At 60.9% G+C, this 22457-nt stretch carries 19 protein-coding genes; 12 read left to right on the plus strand and 7 right to left on the minus strand.

Annotation, left to right across the window (positions count from 1 at the left end):
* The first annotated feature begins 93 nt into the window (after window positions 1–93).
* Window positions 94–1587, plus strand: coding sequence for an aldehyde dehydrogenase (locus CRX69_RS00235; protein WP_107321363.1), 1494 nt, complete (start codon window positions 94–96; stop codon window positions 1585–1587).
* A gap of 187 nt (window positions 1588–1774) precedes the next feature.
* Window positions 1775–2917, plus strand: a complete 1143-nt coding sequence (locus CRX69_RS00240; RefSeq protein WP_047226158.1) for an MFS transporter — start codon at window positions 1775–1777, stop codon at window positions 2915–2917.
* A 40-nt stretch (window positions 2918–2957) separates the two neighbouring features.
* Here CRX69_RS00240 and CRX69_RS00245 read toward each other — a convergent pair whose 3' ends face one another.
* Window positions 2958–4523, minus strand: coding sequence for a phospholipase D family protein (locus tag CRX69_RS00245; protein WP_047226157.1), 1566 nt, complete (start codon window positions 4521–4523; stop codon window positions 2958–2960).
* A 61-nt stretch (window positions 4524–4584) separates the two neighbouring features.
* On the minus strand, window positions 4585–6018 hold the full coding sequence (locus CRX69_RS00250; protein WP_047226156.1) for an aminotransferase-like domain-containing protein: 1434 nt from the start codon (window positions 6016–6018) through the stop codon (window positions 4585–4587).
* A gap of 179 nt (window positions 6019–6197) precedes the next feature.
* On the opposite strand from CRX69_RS00250, the gene CRX69_RS00255 reads away from it, so the two are divergent.
* Window positions 6198–6443, plus strand: a complete 246-nt coding sequence (locus tag CRX69_RS00255; protein WP_047226155.1) for a DUF1127 domain-containing protein — start codon at window positions 6198–6200, stop codon at window positions 6441–6443.
* 113 nt (window positions 6444–6556) lie between these two features.
* On the opposite strand, the gene CRX69_RS00260 is transcribed toward CRX69_RS00255, so the two are convergent.
* Window positions 6557–7870, minus strand: a complete 1314-nt coding sequence (locus CRX69_RS00260; protein ID WP_047226154.1) for an NAD(P)/FAD-dependent oxidoreductase — start codon at window positions 7868–7870, stop codon at window positions 6557–6559.
* 146 nt (window positions 7871–8016) lie between these two features.
* Between CRX69_RS00260 and CRX69_RS00265 the strand changes: the two genes are divergently transcribed.
* On the plus strand, window positions 8017–8370 hold the full coding sequence (locus tag CRX69_RS00265; protein ID WP_003206850.1) for a YkgJ family cysteine cluster protein: 354 nt from the start codon (window positions 8017–8019) through the stop codon (window positions 8368–8370).
* A gap of 13 nt (window positions 8371–8383) precedes the next feature.
* Here the strand turns inward: CRX69_RS00265 and CRX69_RS00270 are convergent, their stop codons facing one another.
* Window positions 8384–8872 carry an Lrp/AsnC ligand binding domain-containing protein gene (locus tag CRX69_RS00270; RefSeq protein ID WP_003206849.1) on the minus strand — a complete coding sequence of 163 codons (489 nt, stop codon included), beginning with the start codon at window positions 8870–8872 and terminating at the stop codon, window positions 8384–8386.
* Between the two features lie 155 nt (window positions 8873–9027).
* Here CRX69_RS00270 and dadA point away from each other — a divergent pair, with 155 nt between their 5' ends.
* From dadA to CRX69_RS00300, 6 genes are all read left to right on the plus strand, one after another.
* Window positions 9028–10332: a D-amino acid dehydrogenase gene (dadA, locus tag CRX69_RS00275; protein ID WP_047226153.1), complete on the plus strand. Its 1305-nt coding sequence runs from the start codon at window positions 9028–9030 to the stop codon at window positions 10330–10332.
* Complete coding sequence (locus CRX69_RS00280; RefSeq protein WP_047226152.1) at window positions 10304–10657, plus strand: RidA family protein; 354 nt, start codon at window positions 10304–10306, stop codon at window positions 10655–10657. The genes dadA and CRX69_RS00280 overlap by 29 nt, the downstream gene beginning before the upstream one ends.
* 94 nt (window positions 10658–10751) lie before the next feature.
* Window positions 10752–11825: an alanine racemase gene (alr, locus tag CRX69_RS00285; RefSeq protein ID WP_047226151.1), complete on the plus strand. Its 1074-nt coding sequence runs from the start codon at window positions 10752–10754 to the stop codon at window positions 11823–11825.
* 128 nt (window positions 11826–11953) lie between these two features.
* Window positions 11954–12502 (plus strand): cupin domain-containing protein, encoded by a 549-nt coding sequence (locus tag CRX69_RS00290; RefSeq protein ID WP_047226150.1) that lies wholly within the window; start codon window positions 11954–11956, stop codon window positions 12500–12502.
* Between the two features lie 183 nt (window positions 12503–12685).
* Window positions 12686–13096 (plus strand): c-type cytochrome, encoded by a 411-nt coding sequence (locus CRX69_RS00295; protein ID WP_047226149.1) that lies wholly within the window; start codon window positions 12686–12688, stop codon window positions 13094–13096.
* A gap of 136 nt (window positions 13097–13232) precedes the next feature.
* Window positions 13233–15155 (plus strand): acetyl-CoA hydrolase/transferase C-terminal domain-containing protein, encoded by a 1923-nt coding sequence (locus CRX69_RS00300; protein WP_076383086.1) that lies wholly within the window; start codon window positions 13233–13235, stop codon window positions 15153–15155.
* A gap of 122 nt (window positions 15156–15277) precedes the next feature.
* Here CRX69_RS00300 and CRX69_RS00305 read toward each other — a convergent pair whose 3' ends face one another.
* Together CRX69_RS00305 and rep are read right to left on the minus strand one after the other, a co-directional pair.
* Window positions 15278–15850 carry a xanthine phosphoribosyltransferase gene (locus CRX69_RS00305; RefSeq protein WP_047226147.1) on the minus strand — a complete coding sequence of 191 codons (573 nt, stop codon included), beginning with the start codon at window positions 15848–15850 and terminating at the stop codon, window positions 15278–15280.
* 69 nt (window positions 15851–15919) lie between these two features.
* The gene (gene rep, locus CRX69_RS00310; RefSeq protein WP_107321364.1) at window positions 15920–17929 is read right to left on the minus strand and encodes a DNA helicase Rep; all 2010 of its coding nucleotides are present in this window, start codon (window positions 17927–17929) and stop codon (window positions 15920–15922) included.
* 276 nt (window positions 17930–18205) lie between these two features.
* On the opposite strand from rep, the gene CRX69_RS00315 reads away from it, so the two are divergent.
* Window positions 18206–19876 carry a putative bifunctional diguanylate cyclase/phosphodiesterase gene (locus CRX69_RS00315; protein ID WP_047226145.1) on the plus strand — a complete coding sequence of 557 codons (1671 nt, stop codon included), beginning with the start codon at window positions 18206–18208 and terminating at the stop codon, window positions 19874–19876.
* Between the two features lie 41 nt (window positions 19877–19917).
* On the opposite strand, the gene CRX69_RS00320 is transcribed toward CRX69_RS00315, so the two are convergent.
* The gene (locus CRX69_RS00320; protein WP_047226196.1) at window positions 19918–21315 is read right to left on the minus strand and encodes a NorM family multidrug efflux MATE transporter; all 1398 of its coding nucleotides are present in this window, start codon (window positions 21313–21315) and stop codon (window positions 19918–19920) included.
* A 159-nt stretch (window positions 21316–21474) separates the two neighbouring features.
* Between CRX69_RS00320 and CRX69_RS00325 the strand changes: the two genes are divergently transcribed.
* On the plus strand, window positions 21475–22395 hold the full coding sequence (locus tag CRX69_RS00325) for a LysR substrate-binding domain-containing protein (protein WP_047226144.1): 921 nt from the start codon (window positions 21475–21477) through the stop codon (window positions 22393–22395).
* The last annotated feature ends 62 nt before the right edge of the window (window positions 22396–22457 follow it).

Consider the following 22457-nt stretch of genomic DNA (forward strand, 5'->3'; position numbering starts at 1 on the left):
GGTGCCCCGCGCCGAAAACAGGCCGGCTGGGCAGAATTCGTGGAGCGCTGCGCATCGCGTGGCGTTCGTACTCAATAAGAGGAGGACACTCGCATGACCACCCTGACTCGTGCCGACTGGGAACAACGCGCCCGCGACCTGACCATCGAAGGCCGTGCCTTCATCAACGGCGAATACACCGATGCGGTGTCCGGCGAAACCTTTGACTGCCTCAGCCCGGTGGATGGCCGTGTGCTGGGCAAGATCGCCAGTTGCGACGTCGCCGACGCCCAACGTGCCGTCGAAAACGCCCGCGCCACCTTCAACTCCGGTGTCTGGTCGCGCCTGGCGCCGAGCAAGCGTAAAGCGACCATGATCCGCTTTGCCGGCCTGCTCAAGCAGAACGCCGAAGAACTGGCGCTGCTCGAAACCCTGGACATGGGCAAGCCGATCAGCGACTCCTTGAATATCGATGTTCCCGGTGCAGCTCAAGCGTTGAGCTGGAGCGGTGAAGCCATCGACAAGATTTACGATGAAGTGGCCGCGACCCCCCACGATCAGTTGGGCCTGGTGACCCGTGAACCGGTGGGCGTCGTAGGCGCTATCGTGCCGTGGAATTTCCCACTGATGATGGCCTGCTGGAAGCTCGGCCCGGCGCTGTCCACCGGTAACTCGGTGGTGCTCAAGCCGTCGGAAAAATCCCCGCTCACCGCTATCCGCATTGCCGCATTGGCAGTGGAGGCCGGTATTCCCAAGGGCGTGCTCAACGTGCTGCCGGGCTACGGCCACACGGTTGGCAAGGCCCTTGCCCTGCACATGGACGTCGATACCCTGGTGTTCACCGGTTCCACCAAAATCGCCAAGCAACTGATGGTTTACTCGGGCGAGTCCAACATGAAGCGTGTCTGGCTGGAAGCCGGCGGCAAGAGCCCGAACATCGTGTTCGCCGATGCCCCGGACCTGCAAGCCGCCGCCGAGTCCGCCGCCAGCGCCATTGCCTTCAACCAGGGCGAAGTCTGCACCGCGGGCTCGCGACTGTTGGTGGAGCGTTCCATCAAGGACACCTTCCTGCCGCTGGTGATTGAAGCGCTCAAGGGCTGGAAACCTGGCAACCCCCTGGACCCGGCCACCAATGTCGGCGCCCTGGTGGATACCCAGCAGATGAACACCGTGCTGTCCTACATCGAGGCCGGTCACAGCGACGGCGCCAAGCTGGTGGCCGGCGGCAAGCGGATCCTCGAAGAAACCGGCGGTACCTATGTCGAGCCGACGATTTTCGACGGGGTGAGCAACGCCATGAAAATCGCCCAGGAAGAGATTTTCGGTCCGGTGTTGTCGGTCATCGCTTTCGATACCGCCGAGGAGGCCATCCAGATTGCCAACGACACGCCGTACGGCCTGGCCGCGGCGGTATGGACCAAGGACATTTCCAAGGCTCACCTGACCGCCAAGGCGCTGCGTGCTGGCAGCGTTTGGGTCAACCAGTATGACGGCGGCGACATGACCGCACCGTTCGGCGGCTTCAAGCAGTCGGGTAACGGCCGCGACAAGTCGCTGCATGCGTTCGACAAGTACACCGAGCTGAAGGCGACCTGGATCAAGCTCTGACAGGGGCGGCCCCGGATCCTGTTCGGGGCTGCATGCAGTGCTGGTCCCCTGTGGGAGCGAGCCTGCTCGCGATAGCGGTGTGACAGTCGACGACTCTGTTGAATGTTGCGCCGCTATCGCGAGCAGGCTCGCTCCCACAGTGTTTTGTGGGGCCTGAAAATCGATAACTATCCACAGGAGCGTGGAAATGCGTTGGGCGACCTATTTCGCCGTGTTGGCATCTGTCCTGAGTGTCGGCTTGGCGCTGGGCGTGAGCATGCCGCTGGTGTCGCTGCGTCTGGAAGGCTGGGGTTATGGTTCGTTTGCCATCGGGGTGATGGCCGCCATGCCGGCCGTTGGGGTGCTGGTCGGGGCCAAGGTGTCGAGTCGGCTTGCGGCGCGGTTCGGCACGGCGGCGTTGATGCGCTTGTGCTTGTGGGGTGGGGCGGTGTCCATCGGGTTGCTGGCGCTGTTGCCCAGCTATCCGGTCTGGTTGGTGCTGCGGCTGATGATCGGCGTCGTCCTGACCCTGGTGTTCATTCTGGGTGAAAGCTGGATCAACCAACTGGTGATCGAACAATGGCGCGGACGGTTGGTGGCGTTGTACGGCAGCAGCTACGCCCTGAGTCAGTTGTCTGGTCCGTTGCTGCTGGGCGCGCTGGGGACTGATCACGATTATGGCTTTTGGGTGGGTGTCGGTCTTTTGCTGGTTTCGCCGTTGCTGTTGCTGGGGCGCAGCGGCGCGCCCAGCAGTGAAGCCTGCAGCGTCACTTTCAAGGATCTCTGGGCGTTTTGTCGTGGGTTGCCGGCAATCGCCTGGGCGGTATCGTTGTTCGCGGCGTTCGAGGCAATGATCCTGACCTTGTTGCCGGTTTACTGTTTGCGTCAGGGCTTCAGCGCCGACATTGCGCTGGCGATGGTCAGCACGGTAGTGGTCGGTGATGCCTTGTTGCAGTTGCCCATTGGCGCCCTTGCGGACCGCCTGTCGCGCCGGTCGTTGTTCACTGGCTGTGCGGTGGCGCTGATGCTGTCGAGCCTGGCGGTTCCACTGCTGATCGATACCTTGCTGATCTGGCCACTGTGGGTGCTGTTTGGCGCCAGCGCAGGCGGGTTGTTCACCTTGTCACTGATCCTGATCGGCGAGCGTTATCGCGACGATGCACTGGTGCGGGCCAACGCCCATATTGCCCAGTTGTGGGGGATCGGTTGTCTGATTGGCCCGCTGGCGGCGGGGGCGGGCAGTCAATGGATCAGTGGGCATGCGCTGCCCTTGTTCATGGCCGCGGGAGCGTTCGGCTTGGTGGTTCTGTTGTTGCGCCAAGGGGCGTTTGGCGCCACGCAACCTGCCTGAACAAAGTGAAGCCTTGGGAAACGTGCTGAACCCGGGGCTTCTACAGCATTCGCTCCAGCCCAACGGTGGTGGCGAACCAGGCGTTGAAGCGGCGCCACCAACTGCCGGGTTCGCGGTCCAGGTCATGCAGTTGGCCGTTGTCTTCGGTGGTCCATATCAGCTTCCCGTCCTTCAGGCGGGCCTGGTAACTCAAGGCCGGTGCCATGCCCTGCAAGGCCAGTTCGCGCACTTGGCCGGCGAGTTCGGGACTGTCGACCAAGACCCCCACTTCGGTGTTCCACAGCACTGAACGCGGATCGAAATTGAACGAGCCGATGAAGGATTTCTTCCGGTCGAAGATGATCGCCTTGCTATGCAGGCTGGAGTCCGATTCGCCGTAGGACTTGCTGTAGAACAAATGGGGGCTGCCACCCGTGTCCCCGGGCTGGCGACGCAATTCGTACAGCCGCACCCCATGTTGCAGCAAAGCCCTGCGATACGGCGCGTAACCGCCGTGCACCGCCGGTACGTCGGTGGCCTCCAGGGAGTTGGTCAAAAGACTCACCGCCACTCCGGCATCGGCGCGGCTGGTCAGGTAGACCAACCCTGGCTGGCCGGGTACAAAGTAGGCCGAAATCATGATCAGTTCTTCACTGACCCCCGTCAGCTCCGGGCCCAATTGCGTGGTCAGCAACAACTGCGGGTCAGGCTCATCCCTGGCCAGTACTTTGCTGGGTGCATCCCACAGCGCCTGGTTCCAGGCCCAGATCAATTGCCTGCGCCAGATGTCCAGGCGCGGTTGGGTCCGGTAGGAGGTCAACTGCTGGTAAAGCGCGTGATTTTCCTTGTGCGTCTGCTCCAGTGACTCTTGCAGGCGTAGGCGGCTGTTGGCCAGATCCTTGGGGGTTGGCCGACGGGACAGGAATTGTTCGATGGGTTTGCTCAGGGCGCTGTTCCAGTATTGGTCGAAGCTGTGCCCCAATTGTTCGGCCACCGGCCCAACGCCAAGCAGGTCGATGTCGGTGAAGTTCAGGTTGGGTTCGGCGTCGAAATATTCATCCCCCAGATTGCGACCGCCGACGATGGCCATGCTGTTGTCCGCCAGCCAAAGTTTGTTGTGCATGCGCCGGTGTTGCAGTGAGAGGTTGAGCAGCCGCCCGAGGCTGCGGGTTACCCCGGTGGCGCGCCCCAGATGAAGTGGGTTGAACAGGCGTATCTGGATCCGCGGATGAGCGGCGAGGGTCGCGATGATCTGATCCTGGCCATCGCTGGTGGTGTCATCCAGCAGGATGCGCACGCGTACGCCGCGGTCGGCGGCTTTGAGCAATTCATCCACCAGCATTCGCGTGCTGATGCCGTCATGAACGATGTAGTACTGCAAATCCAGGCTGCTTTGGGCGTTGCGGATCAACTCGGCCCGGGCGGAGAAGGCGTCGGTACTGTCAGATAGCAGGCGGAAACCCGAGCGTCCCTCGTGTGGAGCGGCCTGGGCCTGTACCGAGCGTCCGAACGAAGATTCGGTTGCCGGGAGCGCCTGGGAAGGTTCGCGGGTGATGTCAAAACTGGCACAGCCGCCCAGCAGCGAGGCGACTAGCAGGAGCACAGGCAGGATGGGTCTGGGTCTCACGTAGGCTCGTTCCGCTTGTTTGCGTTGATCGGCTTGTGGGTGCTGCTTCCCTGAGTAAAGCTCAGACGGCGTCGAGTCGGGTTTCGTTCAACAACGCAATGGCCGCGGCGCCGACCTTGCGGACGGCGTCCTCGATCTGTGCCGTTGGTTTGGCAGCGTAGTTCATGCGCAGGCAATTGCGGTACTTGCCCGAGGCGGAAAATATGCTGCCGACCGCCACCTGCACGCCCTGGTCATGCAGGACCCGATTAAGCTTGAGTGTATCGAAGCCTTCGGGGAGTTCGACCCAGAGCATAAAGCTGCCGCGCGGGCGGCTGGCGCGAGTACCCGCTGGAAAATAGCGGCTGACCCAGTCGATCATGACGTCGCGATTGCGTTGGTATTGGCTGCGCATCCGCCGCAAATGCGGTTCGAAGTGCCCGCCCTTGAGAAACTCCGCAATGGCTATCTGCGGTTGCGGTGCGGTGGAGCCGGTGCTGATGTATTTCATGTGCAGCACCCGTTCCAGATAGCGGCCGGGTGCGACCCAGCCCACTCGCAAACCCGGTGCCAGTGTCTTGGAAAAAGAACTGCAGAGTAGGACGCGGCCATCGTCGTCGAAGGATTTGATCGTGCGGGGGCGCGGGTAGGTGTAGGCCAGTTCCCCATACACATCGTCCTCGATAATCGCCACGTCGAAGCGCTGCGCCAAGGTCAGCAACGCGCGTTTGTTGGCCTCGGGCATGATGTAGCCTAGCGGGTTGTTACAACTGGGCGTCAACTGTATGGCCTTGATGGGCCACTGTTCCAGCGCCAGCTCCAGGGCCTCCAGGCTGATGCCGGTCAGTGGATCGGTGGGGATTTCCAGGGCCTTCATGCCCAGGCCCTTGAGGGTTTGCATGGCGCCGTGAAAGCTGGGGGAGTCCACCGCGACGATATCGCCTTGTTCACAGGTGGCGCGGATGCTGACCGACAGCGCTTCGTGACAGCCCGTGGTGACGATCAGGTCGCCGGCTCCCAGTTTGCAACCCGAGTCCAGCGACAGGCGAGCGATCTGTTCGCGCAGCGCGAGGTTGCCGTAGATGTTGTCGTAATACAGGCCCGGCATGTCTTGCCGGCGGCTGATCTGCGCAAGGCTGCGCAACAGCGGTTTCATGGTCGGCGAGTTGATATCCGGCATGCCTCGGCCCAGTTGCACCACGTCTTTGCGTGGTACCGAGCGTATCAGCTCCAGCACCTGGTCCCATTGGGAGATGTCCACCGGTCGTTGGGCTGGGCGACCCACTACCGGCAGGTCCGGCAGTTCACGGCTGGCCGGTACGAAATACCCTGATTTGGGTTTTGGCATCGCCAGCCCGCTGTCCTCCAACACGCGATAGGCCTGCTGCACCGTACTCAGGCTGACACCGTGCTCCATGCTCAGCGCGCGCACTGACGGCAGCCGGTCGCCGGGACGGTAGAAGCCCTGTTCGATGCGGGTGCCGAGCAATTCGGCGAGGTTCACATAAAGGGTCATGGCGCGCTCTCGATGAAGTGGACAACGGTAACCAATACAGTTGCGGCGGAAAAAGACAATTCAGTGTCGAAAAGCCGCAATCTGTATGCATGGAAAACACATTGTTTGAATCTGTATTGATTATGGCAGTCCGCGCATCATGAAAGCTCTGGCTACCCAAGTAAACAGGAGCGATCAAAATGAACGGCTTGAGCGATGTGCGGCTGACGTTACACAGCCAGGAACTGGCGGCGGGGCAGGAAAAGGAGCTACGCAATGCGATGTTGCACAGTGCCCCGTCCAGCCTGAGCCGCTGGGCCCTGTTCTGGCGTCGTCTGCATACACGCAAGGCCTTGTTGGAGCTCACACCGGAACAGTTGCGTGATATCGGGCTGAGCCGAGAGCAGGCGCGGGAGGAGGGCTTGAAGCCGTTCTGGCGGCTTTGAAGCGGTACCGGGCCTGAAACTGCTATCGCGGGCACGCCTTGCTCTTACAGCCCTCTTTCAATCTGTGCGAGCAAGGCGTGCCCGCGATAGCGTCACCAGTAGCGCTGGGCGCTTTAAACCAACTCTTTCAACCGATGCCACAGCATCCCCAGTGCCAACAGTGGCGAGCGCAGATGCTTTCCGCCCGGGAAGGTCATGTGCGGCACCTGGGCGAACAGATCGAAACCACCACTCTGTTGCCCACTGATGGCTTCGGCCAACAGCTTGCCGGCCAGGTGCGTGGCATTCACTCCGTGGCCGGAGTAGGCCTGGGCGTAGTACACGTTGGGCTGATCCTTGAGTCGACCGATCTGCGGCAAGCGGTTGGCGCCGATGCCGATCATCCCGCCCCATTGAAAGTCGATTTTCACCTGCGCCAGTTGCGGGAACACCTTGAGCATTTTCGGACGCATGTACGCGCCAATGTCTTGCGGGTCACGACCCGAGTAATGGCAGGCTCCGCCGAACAGTAAGCGTCGATCCGCGGAAAGCCGGTAGTAATCCAGCGCCACCCGTTGATCACAGACCGCCATGTTCTGCGGCAACAACGCCTGGGCCTGAGCCTCGCTCAAAGGTTCAGTGGCGATGATGTAGCTGCCGGCGGGCAGCACTTTGCCGCTGAGTTCCGGGTTGAGCCCATTGAGGTAGGCGTTGCAGCCCAGCACCAGGGTCTTGGCCCGGACCGCGCCCTGTTGGGTATGCACCTTCACTTCCGGGCCGTAATCAATGCGCGTGACCGCCGATTGCTCGAACAGCCGGACCCCCAGTTGCTGCGCGGCGCAGGCTTCGCCCAAGGCCAGGTTCAGCGGATGCAAATGGCCCGAGCCCATGTCGATCAGGCCGCCGACGTAGCGATCCGAACCCACCACACTGTGCATTTCGTGGGCTTGCAGCAGCCGGGTCTGATGGTGATACCCCAGGCTGCGCAGCTCTTCAGCGTCCTCAGCGAAACCTTCCAGATCGCTTGGCTTGTTGGCGAGGTCGCAATAACCCCAGGTGAGGTCGCAGTGGATCTGAAAGCGCTCGACCCGTTGACGGACGATTTCCACCGCCTCAAGGCCCATGAGCTTCATCTGGCGTACGCCGTCGGCACCGATGACCGGGGCGAACTGATCGAGGCCATGACCGACGCCGCGAATCAGTTGACCGCCGTTGCGCCCGCTGGCCCCCCAGCCGATCTTGTGCGCTTCCAGCAGCACTACGCTCATGCCGCGCTCGGCCAGTTCGATCGCTGTGTTCAACCCCGAGAACCCACCGCCTACCACGCAGACATCCGCCACCAGCTCGCCCTGCAGCAGCGGATGATCCGGTTGCGGCAAGCTGCTGGCGGCGTAGTAAGAGGCGGCGTGCGAATGGCTCGGGACAGGTTGCTGAACACGGGCGTTCATGTGCGTAATCCTGATTATTGTGTTTGAGAAATTTTACGGAGCATAAGCCGGGGATTCGTCCATGGGCAACACCGGTCGGTTGGCGCTGTCTGGGACAGGGCTTTTCGTGCAAAATCCTGCCTTGTCCCGTCTCGGTAGCCGCTTCGATGAGCTGCAACAGTCAAAAAATCCGCACGCTGCGCCAACAGATTCCCTCGTTCGAGTGCGTACCGGGCTGCCATGACTGCTGCGGGCCAGTGACCACCTCGCCCGAGGAAATGGCCCGCTTGCCACGCAAGACTCGCGCCGAACAGGACGCGGCCATGGAAGCGCTCGACTGCGTGCACTTGGGACCCAATGGCTGCACGGTCTATGACGAGCGGCCGCTGATCTGCCGGTTGTTCGGCACCACGGCGACCTTGCCGTGTCCCAATGGCCGGCGGCCGGTGGAACTGATTCATCCGCGGGTCGAGAAGCAGATTCACGAATATATGGCCAGCACCCGGCAGGTATTGGTGTAGCCAAGAACGCCCCTCAATCCGGAATCGGCAGGTTCAAGCTCTCCTTCACTTCTTCCATCACGATGTAGCTCTTGGATTCGCGCACGTGGGGCAGCTTGAGCAGGATGTCGCCCAGCAGCTTGCGGTACGAAGCCATCTCGGAAATCCGCGCTTTCACCAGATAGTCAAAGTCGCCTGACACCAGATGGCATTCGAGCACGTGAGGCAATTTCAGCACCGCGCGCCGGAATTCTTCAAAGGTGTCGCCGGATTTGTAGTCGAGGCTGATTTCGACGAACACCAGCAGACTGCCCTTCAGATGCTGCGGATTGAGCCGGGCGTTGTAGCCCATGATGATTCCCTCGCGCTCCAGGCGACGAACCCGCTCGGTGCAGGGGGTGGTGGAGAGGCCGACCTTTTCCCCAAGCTCCGTAAAGGAAATCCGTCCATCCGCCTGGAGGATGCGCAGGATGTTGCGGTCGATCTTGTCCAGCTCACGTTTGGTCTGAGTGTTGGTCCGCACAGGTGATGCTCCTCCATGAAAAGGGTTTTTGCCGAGAATTCTCGCCAAATATAGGCATTTATATAGTGAAAAGCACTGCCTGATCTTTTCTAAACTGCGCACATTACGGTCTGTACAACAAAACGTCAGCGGTTATCCGCGATGAGGGCTTCAACATGCGCGTTCTGGTTTTAGGTAGCGGCGTCATCGGTACCGTCAGTGCTTACTACCTGGCCCGTGCCGGGTTTGAAGTCGTGGTGGTTGATCGTCAGCCGGCGCCAGCCATGGAAACCAGTTTTGCCAATGCCGGCCAGGTGTCGCCGGGTTATGCCTCGCCGTGGGCCGCACCAGGTGTGCCACTCAAGGCCATCAAGTGGCTGTTGCAGCGCCACGCACCGCTGGCGATCAAAGCCACCGCTGACATCGACCAGTACCTGTGGATGGCGCAGATGCTGCGCAACTGCACTGCCAATCGTTATGCCGTGAACAAGGAGCGCATGGTGCGTCTGTCCGAGTACAGCCGCGACTGCCTCGACGAACTGCGCGCCGAAACCGGGATTGCCTACGAAGGCCGCAGTCTGGGGACCACTCAATTGTTCCGTACCCAGGCTCAGGTTGATGGTGCGGCCAAAGACATCGCCGTGCTGAAAGAGTCCGGTGTGCCCTTCGAAGTGCTGGACCGTGAAGGCATTGCCCGCGTCGAGCCGGCATTGGCCAATGTCACCGACATCCTGGCGGGTGCCTTGCGTCTGCCCAATGACCAGACTGGCGACTGTCAGATGTTTACCACGCGTCTGGCGCAAATGGCCGTAAAACTGGGTGTGGAATTCCGCTTTGGCCAGGACATCCAGCGCCTGGACTACGCCGGTGATCGCATCAACGGCGTCTGGATCGACGGCAAGCTGGAAACCGCTGACCGCTACGTCCTGGCCCTGGGCAGTTATTCACCGCAATTGCTCAAACCGCTGGGCATTCGTGCGCCGGTGTATCCGCTCAAGGGTTATTCCCTGACGGTGCCGATCACCAATCCGGCGATGGCTCCGACCTCGACCATTCTCGACGAAACCTACAAGGTCGCGATTACCCGGTTCGATAACCGCATCCGTGTGGGCGGCATGGCGGAAATCGCCGGTTTTGACCTGTCTCTCAACCCGCGTCGGCGTGAAACCCTGGAGATGATCGTCAACGACCTTTATCCTCAGGGCGGCGATCTGGCCCAGGCCAGTTTCTGGACCGGTCTGCGTCCGACCACTCCGGATGGCACACCGATCGTGGGCGCCACCCCGTTCAAGAACCTGTTCCTGAACACCGGCCATGGCACCCTCGGTTGGACCATGGCCTGTGGTTCCGGGCGCTTGCTAGCGGACCTGATGGCGAAGAAAAAACCACAGATCAGCGCCGAAGGCCTCGATATTTCCCGTTATGGCAGTAAACACCAGGAGTCTGCAAAACATGTCAATCCAGCGCCAGCTCACCAATGACCGCATGAGTCAGGTCGTCCTGCACAACGGCACTGTTTACCTGGCCGGGCAGGTTGGCGACGACATGAGTGCCGGTATCGAACAGCAGACCCGTGAAACCCTGGCCAATATCGAGCGTTTGCTGGACCTGGCCGGGACCGACAAAAATCATCTGTTGTCGGTGACGATTTACCTGAAAGACATCGACGCCCATTTCGAAGGCATGAACGCGATCTGGGACAAATGGCTGCCCAAGGGCGTCGCGCCGGCCCGGGCCACTGTGCAAGCCAAACTGTGCGAACCGGAAATCCTGGTGGAGCTGTCCGTCGTGGCAGCGCTGCCCTAAACCCGGAAAACGATCCCTCTTGCGGTGCTGTTGGTGGTTCATGCCGTCAGCCAGCGCCGTTTTTTTTACCTAGTCCGCCTAGAAGCCTGCCGCCATGCGTCCTGCCCGTGCTCTGATCGACCTTCAAGCCTTACGTCACAACTACCAATTGGCCCGCGAAGTGACGGGGGCCAAAGCTCTTGCGGTGATCAAGGCCGATGCCTATGGGCACGGCGCAGTGCGCTGCGCCGAGGCTTTGCAGGACACGGCCGATGGGTTTGCCGTGGCTTGCATCGAAGAAGCGCTGGAACTGCGGGCCGGCGGGATTCGTGGGCCGGTCTTGCTGCTGGAAGGATTCTTCGAGGCCGATGAACTGTCGCTGATCGTCGAACACGATTTCTGGTGTGTGGTGCATTCGTTGTGGCAGCTCGAAGCGATTGAAAACGCGACCCTGAGCAAGCCGATTACGGTCTGGCTCAAGCTCGACTCGGGGATGCATCGGGTGGGGCTGCATCCGGCGGATTATCAGGCGGCCTATCGTCGACTGCTGGCCAGCGGCAAGGTGGCGAAGATCGTGTTGATGAGCCATTTCGCCCGCGCCGATGAACTGCACGATCCCAGCAGCACCGAGCAACTGGCCGTGTTCGAGGCGGCCCGCCAGGGGCTGGCGGCGCAGATCAGTTTGCGCAACTCCCCGGCAGTGCTGGGTTGGCCGCAGATACCAAGCGACTGGGTGCGGCCAGGCATCATGCTGTACGGTGCGACCCCCTTCGAGGAAGCCAACGCCGTCGCTGCGCGGCTGCAGCCGGTCATGACTCTGGAGTCCAAGATCATCAGCGTGCGTGAATTGCCCGCCGGCGAGCCGGTGGGGTATGGCGCCCGTTTTGTCACCGCGCAACCGACGCGGGTCGGCGTGGTTGCCATGGGATACGCCGACGGTTACCCGCGCCAGGCGCCGAACGGTACGCCGGTGCTGGTGCACGGGCAGCCTAGTCAACTGGTCGGTCGGGTCTCCATGGACATGCTGTGTGTCGACTTGACGAATATCCCCAACGCCGGGCTCGGTTCGACCGTGGAGCTGTGGGGCAAGACTATCCTGGCCAGTGATGTCGCGAAGGCGGCCGGCACGATTCCTTATCAGATTTTCTGCAACCTGCGCCGGGTTCCACGGCTCTATTCCGGGGGCTGACGCAAAGCGCAATCTACCGAAAGTCGCTTCACCGCACGGGATTGAGGTCAAAGTGTTGTAAATACTGAACGCTGTCGCCATGATAACGCTCACTTTCCACACAACCTGATTCCCTGGAGGCTCCAGCATTGGACGTCGGTGAACGACTGCAATCCATTCGTAAACTCAAAGGCCTTTCCCAGCGTGAACTCGCCAAGCGCGCGGGCGTCACCAACAGCACCATTTCGATGATCGAGAAAAACAGCGTCAGCCCCTCGATCAGCTCGCTGCGTAAGGTCCTTGGCGGGATTCCCATGTCCATGGTCGAGTTTTTCTCCGAAGAAATTCTGCAGGAGAAACCGACTCAGATCGTCTACAAAGCCAATGAACTGATCGACATTTCCGACGGTGCCGTCACCATGAAACTGGTGGGCCGGGCGCACCCCAGCCGGGCGATTGCCTTTCTCAACGAGATCTACCCGCCTGGCGCCGATACCGGTGACGAGATGCTTACCCATGAGGGCGAAGAGACCGGGATTCTGGTGGAAGGGCGGCTGGAGTTGGTGGTCGGCGCCGAAACCTTCGTACTCGAAGCGGGCGATAGCTACTATTTCGAGAGCACCAAGCCACACCGTTTCCGTAATCCGTTCGATGCGCCGGCGCGACTGATCAGCGCAGCCACACCGGCCAATTTCTAGGAAAAGAGGCGCCGTGCCCGGACGGCAAAGGCGCCCGAAGGATGAGCTGTCATGACAAACAAGACCCTTGCGACTTTGGGGTTGTTTCAGTGTGACGGCCTTCCCGCTATACTTGCGCCCGCCTGCAAACCGTGGCCGCAGGCGTGACTAGCCACCATTGAGGGTGTACGCGTGAATCTAATTATGAAAATGCTGGCTGCACCAGCAACCGTATTGGCCCTATGGGCAGCCAGTGTCCAAGCAGCGCCCAACGACGAAATCGCCAAGCGCCTTGAACCGGTCGGCCAGGTCTGCGTTCAGGGGCAGGAATGCAAGGGCATGGAGGTCGTGGCTTCGGCTGGCGGCGGTGGAGCCAAGACGCCGAAGGATGTTATTGCAAAACACTGCAATGCTTGCCACGGCACCGGCCTGCTGGGCGCTCCGAAAATCGGCGACACGGCTGCCTGGAAAGAGCGCGCCGATCATCAGGGCGGCCTCGACGGCATCCTGGCCAAGGCGATCACTGGCATCAACGCCATGCCGCCTAAAGGCACCTGCGCCGATTGCTCGGATGAAGAGCTCATGGGCGCGATCAAAGAGATGTCGGGTCTGTAATAGCCAGCATCTTCCGCAAGAAAGCCGCTTACGAGCGGCTTTTTTGTGCCCGGTGGTTTTACAAAGGCTGTTCATCGCAACCAAGACCCGGCAAGCTCGGTCCAACCCACATTCATGGAATGTCCCGGAGGGTCGGATGGTGCAGTTGTGTTCAATCGAACAGGCGGTGGATGACGTACTCGCGCGCCTGCCAGCGCACATTCATCTGGGCATGCCCCTGGGGTTGGGCAAACCCAATCTGTTCGCCAACGCCCTGTACCGGCGTATCGCGCAACTGCCTGAGCGACAACTGACCATCTACACCGCTCTGAGCCTGGGCCGACCCAATCTGGGCGATGGTTTGCAGAAGCGCTTTCTCGAGCCCTTTATCGAACGGGTCTTTGGCGATTATCCGGAACTGGATTACCTGGCCGATCTGCACCGTGACAGCCTGCCGGCCAACATCCACGTTCAGCAATTCTTCCTGCAACCGGGCAGCCTGTTGCACAGCGAGTCGGCCCAGCAGGATTACGTCAGCAGCAACTACAGCCACGCCGCGCGGGACATCAATGCCGCTGGCTTGAACCTGATCGCGCAACTGGTGGCCAGTGATGCGCAGCATCCTGACCGCCTGAGCCTGAGTTGCAACCCGGACATCACCCTCGACCTGTTGCCGATGGTCGCCAAGCGGCGTGCAGCGGGGGAGACCATCCTCATGGTGGGCCAGGTTCACAGTGATCTGCCCTACATGCCCGGTGATGCGGAAGTCGGCATCGACACGTTCGACCTGTTGATCGACGAAAAGGACAGCCACACGCTGTTTTCCACGCCGAACATGCCGGTGGGGTTTCAGGATCATATGATCGGCCTGCACGCCAGTGCCCTGGTGCGTGACGGCGGTACGTTGCAGATCGGCATCGGCTCCATGGGCGATGCGTTGACGGCGGCGCTGCTGGCGCGTCAAGCCGACAATGCCGCTTACCAGGCGTTGCTGGCGGAGCTGAATCTCAGCCAGTGGGCGCAGTTGATCGAGCGTGAGGGCGGGGTCGAACCCTTTGCCAAAGGGTTGTACGGTTGCAGCGAAATGTTCGTCAACGGCTTGCTGGTGCTGGCAGAGGCCGGAATTATCCGGCGCAGGGTCTATCCCGACGAGCCGACCCAGGAACGAGCCAACGCCGGCACCCTCGACGAGGCGGCGCAACCCGATGGCATCTGCATCCATGGCGGATTCTTCCTCGGCCCTCGCAGTTTTTACGAACGCTTGCGCGAGTTGCCCCAGAGTCGGCGCCTCGAATTCAACATGACCCGCATCAGTTACATCAACGAGCTGTACGGCCAGGAAAGACTCAAGCGCCTGCAGCGACTCGATGCACGTTTTATCAACACGGTTTTCACCATGACCTTGCTGGGCGCCGGGGTGGCGGACCAACTGGAAGATGGTCGCGTACTCAGCGGCGTCGGCGGGCAGTACAACTTCGTTGCCCAGGGCCATGCGCTGGAGGGCGGGCGCTCCATTCTGCTTCTGCGCAGTTGGCGCGAGGCGGGGGGCGAGATCAGTTCGAACATCGTCTGGGAATACGGCCATTGCACCATTCCCCGACACTTGCGAGACATCGTGGTGACTGAATACGGTATCGCTGACCTGCGGGGCAAGACTGATGCCGCGGTGATCGAGGCGCTGCTGAACATCAGCGACTCACGCTTCCAGCCGGAGTTGATCGAGCAGGCGCAAAATGCCGGCAAGTTGCCGAAGGATTTTCGCCTCGATCCGCGCTTCGCCGAGAACACCTCGGAACGCTTGCAGGCCATCCAGGCACGGCATCCGAATTTGTTCCCGGAGTATCCGCTGGGCAGCGATTTCGACGGGGTGGAGCGGGACCTGTTGCGGGCGCTGAACTGGCTCAAGAGCAAGTTCAAACTCACCGAAATGCTGGAGCTGGGCAAGGCTGCACTGGATGCGCCGCCGCCGTCGGAGTTTCCCGAGCATTTGGAGCGGATGCAGTTGGCGAGCCCCGAAGGGCTGAAAGAAGAGCTGGGTCAGCGCTTGTTGCTCGCTGGTCTCAAGATCACCGCGCCTTAACGGCCACTTCAAAGCCCCTGTGGGAGCGAGCCTGCTCGCGATAGCGGACTGTCAGTCAACATTGGTGTTGGATGTGCCGGCCTCATCGCGAGCAGGCTCGCTCCCACAGGGACGCAGGGCGATTATTCGATAAAGGTCACGACACCACCGGCCAGCGATTGCACCCGGGCCAACGATTCAACGCGATAGCCTTGGGCATCCAGCTCCGCACGTCCACCCTGGAACGATTTCTCGATCACGATCCCCAAGCCTGCCACGGTGGCGCCGGCCTGTTTGATGATGGAGATCAGTGCCTGGGAGGCCTTGCCGTTGGCCAGGAAGTCATCAATGATCAGTACCCGGTCGCTGCTGGTCAGGTGGCGCGGGCTGATGGCCACGGTGCTTTCGGTCTTTTTGGTGAACGAATACACGGTCGCGGACAACAGGTTCTCCGTCAGGGTCAGAGAGTGTTGCTTGCGGGCGAAAATCACCGGAACGCCCAGGTTCAGGCCGGTCATGATCGCCGGGGCAATGCCCGAGGCTTCGATGGTAACGATTTTGGTGATGCCCGAGTCCTTGAACAGCGCGGCAAATTCGTCGCCGATCAGCTTCATCAATTGCGGGTCGATCTGGTGGTTCAGAAAAGCATCGACTTTCAGAACCTGATCGGAAAGTACGATGCCGTGTTCACGAATTTTCTGGTGCAGGGCTTCCATCAAGCCTCCTTTAATGACGCCTTCGGCGCCCCTGGATTTGGTAAAAAGTTCGGTAAAAAGTAGTCGATTCTAGCGCTTGAGCATCGCTCGTATATCGGCCAGGGCGCTATTGCCGCGAACGGCCTTGACCTCGGTCGGTGTGTCGTCATTGCCTTCCCAGGCCAAGTCGTCTGGCGGCAGCTCATCGAGGAAGCGGCTCGGGGCGCAGTCGATCACCTCGCCGTATTGCTTGCGCTTGGCGGCGAAGGTAAAGGCCAGCGTCTGACGTGCGCGGGTAATACCGACGTAGGCCAGGCGCCGTTCTTCTTCGATGGTGTCGGCTTCGATGCTGGAGCGGTGGGGCAGGATTTCTTCTTCCATGCCCATGATGAACACGTAGGGGAATTCCAGGCCCTTGGAGGCGTGAAGGGTCATCATCTGCACGCCTTCGGCGCCGTCTTCCTCTTCCTGCTGGCGTTCGAGCATGTCTCGCAGCACGAGTTTGCCGATGGCGTCCTCGACGGTCATGTCGCCGTCTTCGTCCTTTTCCAGAGTGTTTTTCAACGCCTCGATCAAGAACCAGACGTTGCCCATGCGGTAGTCCGCGGCCTTGTCACTGGAGCTGTTGGTACGCAGCCAGTTCTCGTAGTCGATGTCCATGACCATGCTGCGCAGCGCCGAGATCGGGTCTTCGCCGGCGCACTGTTCGCGCACCTTGTCCATGAAGCGCTTGAAGCGCGCCAGACGGTCGGTGAAGCGGCTGTCCAGATGCTCGCCCAGGCCGATTTCGTCGGTGGCGGCGTACATCGAGATTTTGCGCTCGGTGGCGTAGTTGCCGAGTTTTTCCAGGGTGGTCGAGCCGATTTCCCGGCGTGGGACGTTGATCACTCGCAAGAAGGCGTTGTCGTCGTCCGGGTTCACGATCAGGCGGAAATAAGCCATCAGGTCCTTTACTTCCTGACGGCCGAAGAAGCTGTTGCCCCCCGACAGGCGATAGGGGATCTGGTGATGCTGCAATTTCAGCTCGATCAGCTTGGCCTGGTAGTTACCGCGATACAGGATGGCAAAATCGCTGTACGGCCGGTCCGTGCGCAGGTGCAGGCTGAGGATTTCCATGGCCACGCGCTCGGCTTCGGCGTCTTCGTTGCGGCAGCGAATCACGCGGATCTCGTCGCCGTGGCCCATCTCGCTCCACAGTTGCTTTTCGAACTCGTGGGGGTTGTTGGAGATCAGCACGTTGGCGCAGCGCAGGATGCGGCTGGTGGAGCGGTAGTTCTGCTCCAGCATCACCACTTTGAGCGACGGATAGTCTTCCTTGAGCAACATCAGGTTTTCCGGCCGCGCACCACGCCAGGCGTAGATCGACTGGTCGTCGTCGCCCACCACGGTGAACTGGTTGCGGATGCCGATCAGCAGCTTCACCAGCAGATACTGGCTGGCATTGGTGTCCTGGTATTCATCCACCAGCAGGTAGCGGACCTTGTTCTGCCATTTCTCGAGGATGTCGGCGTGGTCCTGGAACAGCTTGACCGGCAGCAGGATCAGGTCGTCGAAGTCCACCGCGTTGAACGCCTTGAGCGTGCGCTGGTAATGGGCGTACACGATGGCGGCGGTCTGTTCCTTGGGATTGCGGGCGTTTTCCAAGGCTTGGGGCGGCAGGATCAGGTCGTTTTTCCAGGCGCCGATCATGTTCTTGATCTCGTCCACGCCGTCGTCGCCCGAATATTCCTTTTGCATGATGTCGGTCATCAGCGCCTTGACATCGGTCTCGTCGAAAATCGAGAAACCCGGCTTGTAGCCCAGCCGTGCATGTTCCTTGCGGATGATGTTCAGGCCCAGGTTGTGGAAAGTGCAGACTGTCAGGCCGCGGCCTTCACCAGGGCGCAGCAGGCCGCCAACCCGCTCTTTCATTTCCCGGGCAGCTTTGTTGGTGAAGGTCATGGCGACGATGTACTGGGCGCGGATACCGCAGTTCTGGATCAGGTGCGCGATCTTGCGGGTGATCACACTGGTCTTGCCGGAGCCTGCACCGGCGAGCACCAAAAGAGGGCCGCCGACATAGTTCACGGCTTCTTGCTGCCGGGGATTGAGTCGGGACATGACAGGGTCAGGGAGTCGTTTGCAAAATGGGCCGGCATTTTAACAGGCTCACAGAATTGTGCTGCTCTGTCCGACTTGTGACGCAACACTGCATTGTCATTTGCCGCTTTTGTTACTTTCACGCAGGATGTGGGGCGAATGGGCGTCCAGCGTTCGGCTTCGAGGGTAAGAAAAGCCGTCTGAAGCAAGTGTTTGAGAACCATTGGCATTGGTCATTAGCGGTCAGCAGGTCATAATGCCCTGCGCCTATTACCTTGCAGAGTCTAGGGAGTCAGCTTGTCAACGTCTGTCGAACCCTTGCGTTTGCTGCTATTGGCCGAAGAGCCGGTATGGTCAGCGATTTTGCGCGAGTGCCTGGCCCCCATGGGGCCGTCGGTCGTGTTGATCAGTGCTCCGAGCTGGGAGTCGGTCAGCAGCCTGTTCGAAGACAACCACAACGCGGTGCTGTTGACCGTCGCGGCGTTGCAGCCGGCACCCGGTCGTTGCCGTTTGCCGACGGTCCTGTTGCTCGAGCACGAGCCCACCACTGCACCTGATGGTGTCAGCGATTGGCTGGTACGTGATGTGCTCGATGGCGCCACTCTGCGCCGTTGCCTGCGCCATGTGCGCGAGCGCGGAGTGCTGGAAAACACGCTGCAGCGGCTTGCCGAACAGGATCCGCTGACCGGCATCGCCAATCGCCAGGGCTTCCAGACCCTGCTGGCGGCGCGCCTGGCGGAAAACGAAGGCCGTGGCCTGGCGCTCGGGCATCTGGATCTGGATAACTTCCGTCATGCCAACGATGCCCTCGGCCACCAGGCCGGTGACCGTTTGATCCTGCAAGTAGTATCGAGGCTCAAAGGTTCGCTTGAAGCCGGCGATCAACTGGCGCGCTTGGGCAGCGACGAATTTGCGCTGCTGATCGACACCCGCCGGGCGCCTCAGCGGGCTGAGTGGATGGCCGAGCGCATCACCGAAGCCATGGCCGAACCTTATTGGGTCGATGGTGAAAGCCTGCTGATCGGTTGCAGCCTGGGGATCGCCCACGCTCGCGCCCAGGCCGGCGCGGACCCGCTGATGTGGCACGCCCATATCGCCATGCAGCAGGCCAAGAGCACCCAGGGCTGCACCTTTCATATCTTCAACGAACGCATCAATCGTAACGCCCGCAGCCTCGCCGACCTGGAGAGCGAGTTGCGTCGGGCGCTGCGGCGCGACGAGCTGGAGTTGCATTACCAACCCCGGCTGAGCCTCGATGGCGGCACCATCGTCGGCCTCGAAGCCCTGGTGCGCTGGCGTCATAACGAACGCGGGCTATTGCCTCCCAGTGAGTTCGTGCCACTGGCCGAACAGAGCGGGCTGATCGTACCGCTGGGCTACTGGGTGATTTCCCGGGCATTGCGGGACATGCAGGCGCTGCGTGAAAGGGGATTGGCGCCCCTGCACATGGCGGTCAACCTGTCGTTCCGGCAGTTCCAGGACAGCCAGTTGCTGCCGACCCTGAGCCGCCTGATCGCCGAACGCGGTGTCGAGGCGCAGTGGTTGGAATTCGAACTCACCGAAACCGCCGTCATGCGCCGCAGCGAACTGGTCAAGCAGACCATGGACGCCCTGGGTCGCCTGGGGGTGCGCTTTTCCCTGGACGATTTCGGCACCGGCTTCTCCTCGTTCGTGCACCTCAACAGCCTGCCCATCGCCTTGCTCAAGATCGACAAGAGCTTCGTGGGTGGCATGGAGCAGCGCGAGGAAAATCGCAAATTGGTCCATGCGATGATCAACCTGGCCCACAACCTCAACCTGGAAGTGGTGGCCGAGGGCGTGGAAACCCGGGAGCAACTGGATTTGCTGCGCGGTTACGGCTGCGACCAGGTGCAGGGCTTTTTGATCAGCAAGCCGTTGCCCCTGGCGGAACTGGTGGAATACCTGACGTTTGACGGCAGCCAGCAGTCGGTGCTGGAAATCGGCTGACACCAAGCCTTGTGGGAGCGAGCCTGCTCCCGCATGGGATTTCAGTCGGCCTGGACAGTTTCAAAGCCCTGGTGCCGCAGAGGCTCACTGCGGATCATTCGCTTCATCTTCCACTCAAATGCCAGGGTCAGGCTCACCGCCGCGCAGGCCAGACCAAGGGCCAGGCCCCACCAGACGCCGGTCGGGCCCCAGTGCAGATGGAAGGCCATCCACCATGCCGCCGGTGCGCCAATCAGCCAATAACAGCCCAGGCCCACCAGGAAGGTGGTCTTGGCGTCCTTGAGCCCACGGATACAGCCCATGGCAATGGTTTGCGCACCGTCGAACAGCTCGAACCACGCCGCTACCGCCAACAGGCTCACCGCCAGCTCGATTACTCCGCGAAACGCCGGATCGTCGTGGTCCAGGAACAAGCCGACCAATGGGTTTGGCAGCAACCAGAACACCATCGCGAACGCCAGCATGACCGCTGCGCCGAAGCCAATTCCGACCCGACCGGCCAGCCGTGCCATCAGCAGTTGCCCGGCGCCATAGTGCTGGCCGATGCGCATGGTGATCGCATATGACATTCCCGCCGGGACCATGAATGCCACCGAGACAATCTGCAGAGCGATCTGGTGCGCTGCCAATGGCGTGCTGCCCATGGTGCCGATGCACAGCGCGGCGAACGCGAACAGCCCGACTTCCACTGCGTAAGTGCCGCCAATGGGCAGACCCAGGCGCCACAGTTCCTTGAGGTACTGGCGATTGGGCCGCGACAGACCATTGAGCAACGGATAAGCGCGGTAGGCTTGATGCCGGTGAATATGCCAGGCCAGGGCCAGAGCCATGCAGTTGGCGACGATGGCCGTGACCAGGCCGATTCCCATCAGGCCCAGTTTTGGCAGGCCGAACATGCCGGTGATCAGTGCGTAATTGAGCAGGAAGTTGGCCACCGTGCCGCCGAGACTGATCACCATCACTGGGGTAGCCCGGCCAATGGCGCTGGTAAAGCCGCGCAGGGCCATGAAACTCAGATAGCCGGGCAGGGCGAATGGCAGCACCAGCAGGAACTGGCCGGCGGCCAGGACATTGGTTTCGGTCTGGCCGAACAGCAACAGTACCGGCTTGAGGTTCCACAACAGGAGCCCGGCCACCAACCCCATCAACCAGGCCAGCCACAACCCGGCCTGAGTCAGTCGGGTGGCGCCTTCGACATCACCGGCACCCTGCCGAATCGCCACCAACGTGCCCACCGCGGCGATCACACCGATGCAGAAAATCGACACGAATGAATAGGTCGCCGCTCCGAGCCCGCCGCCTGCCAGGGCCTCGGGACTCAGGCGCGCCATCATCAGGGTGTCGGTCAGGACCATCAGCATGTGCGCCAACTGCGAGGCAATCAACGGCCCTGCCAGCCGCAGGATAGCCCACAGTTCGATTCGCACCGGATGCCGCATGATCATCACACTCCATGTTCAAACAAGGCTGTAAAACGGCGATTCTCGGCGCTCTCAGCGGTTTGCACAAAAGGAAAAAAGCGATCACTGGCATGATTAAAACTCATGCTGATAACTTTCTGATAGGGTGCGTAAATATCGCCATAGGAGCTTTTCCCGATGTCTCGTCGTCTCCCTCCTCTTTATGCGTTACGGGCATTCGAAGCGGCGGCGCGATACAGCTCGTTCACCCGGGCGGCCGAGGAACTATCGATTACTCAAAGTGCCGTCAGCCGGCATATTCGTACACTCGAAGAGCACTTTGCCTGTCGGCTGTTCCAGCGCAGTGGTCGCAACCTGCAGTTGACCGAAGCGGCGCGGTTGCTGCTACCGGGCGTGCGTGAGGGTTTCATGGCGCTGGAACGGGCCTGTCATACCTTGCACGGCGAAGATGGCATCCTGCGCATGAAGGCGCCGTCCACGCTGACCATGCGTTGGCTGTTGGCGCGCCTGAGCCGCTTCCGGCATCTTCAGCCCGGCAATGAAGTGCAACTGACCAGCGCCTGGATGGACGTCGATTCAGTGGACTTCAACACCGAGCCTTTCGATTGCGCGGTATTACTGGGCAACGGGCATTTTCCTAGCGACTGGGAGGCAAGCTTGCTGTTTCCCGAGGAGCTGATTCCGGTAGGCGCACCGAACCTGTTGAACGACCAGCCCTGGGATGTGGCGCGGTTGGCCAGCGCAGAATTGCTGCATCCCACGCCGGACCGTCGTGATTGGCGCAACTGGCTTTCGCGCATGGGCCTGTCCGATCAGGTCTCGCTCAAGGGTGGGCAGGTGTTCGATACGCTGGAACTGGGCATGATCGCCGCGGCGCGCGGCTACGGCGTGTCCATGGGTGATCTGTTGATGGTGGCCGAGGACGTGGCCCAAGGGCGCTTGAGTCTGCCATGGCCTACCGCCGTCGCCAGCGGCGAGCACTATTACCTCGTCTGGCCGAAAACCCGTCCAGGAGGTGAACGTTTGCGCCGTCTGAGCGATTTTCTCCAGGGCGAAGTGAAGGCCATGCAATTACCCGACGTAAAGCGTCTGGGCTGAATCGATGAAGCTCCCGTGCTAGCCACTTGGCATTATTCCTTCCAAAGCGCTCAAGTATTCGG

The sequence above is a fragment of the Pseudomonas rhizophila genome (genome assembly GCF_003033885.1).
Lineage (GTDB): Bacteria > Pseudomonadota > Gammaproteobacteria > Pseudomonadales > Pseudomonadaceae > Aquipseudomonas > Aquipseudomonas rhizophila.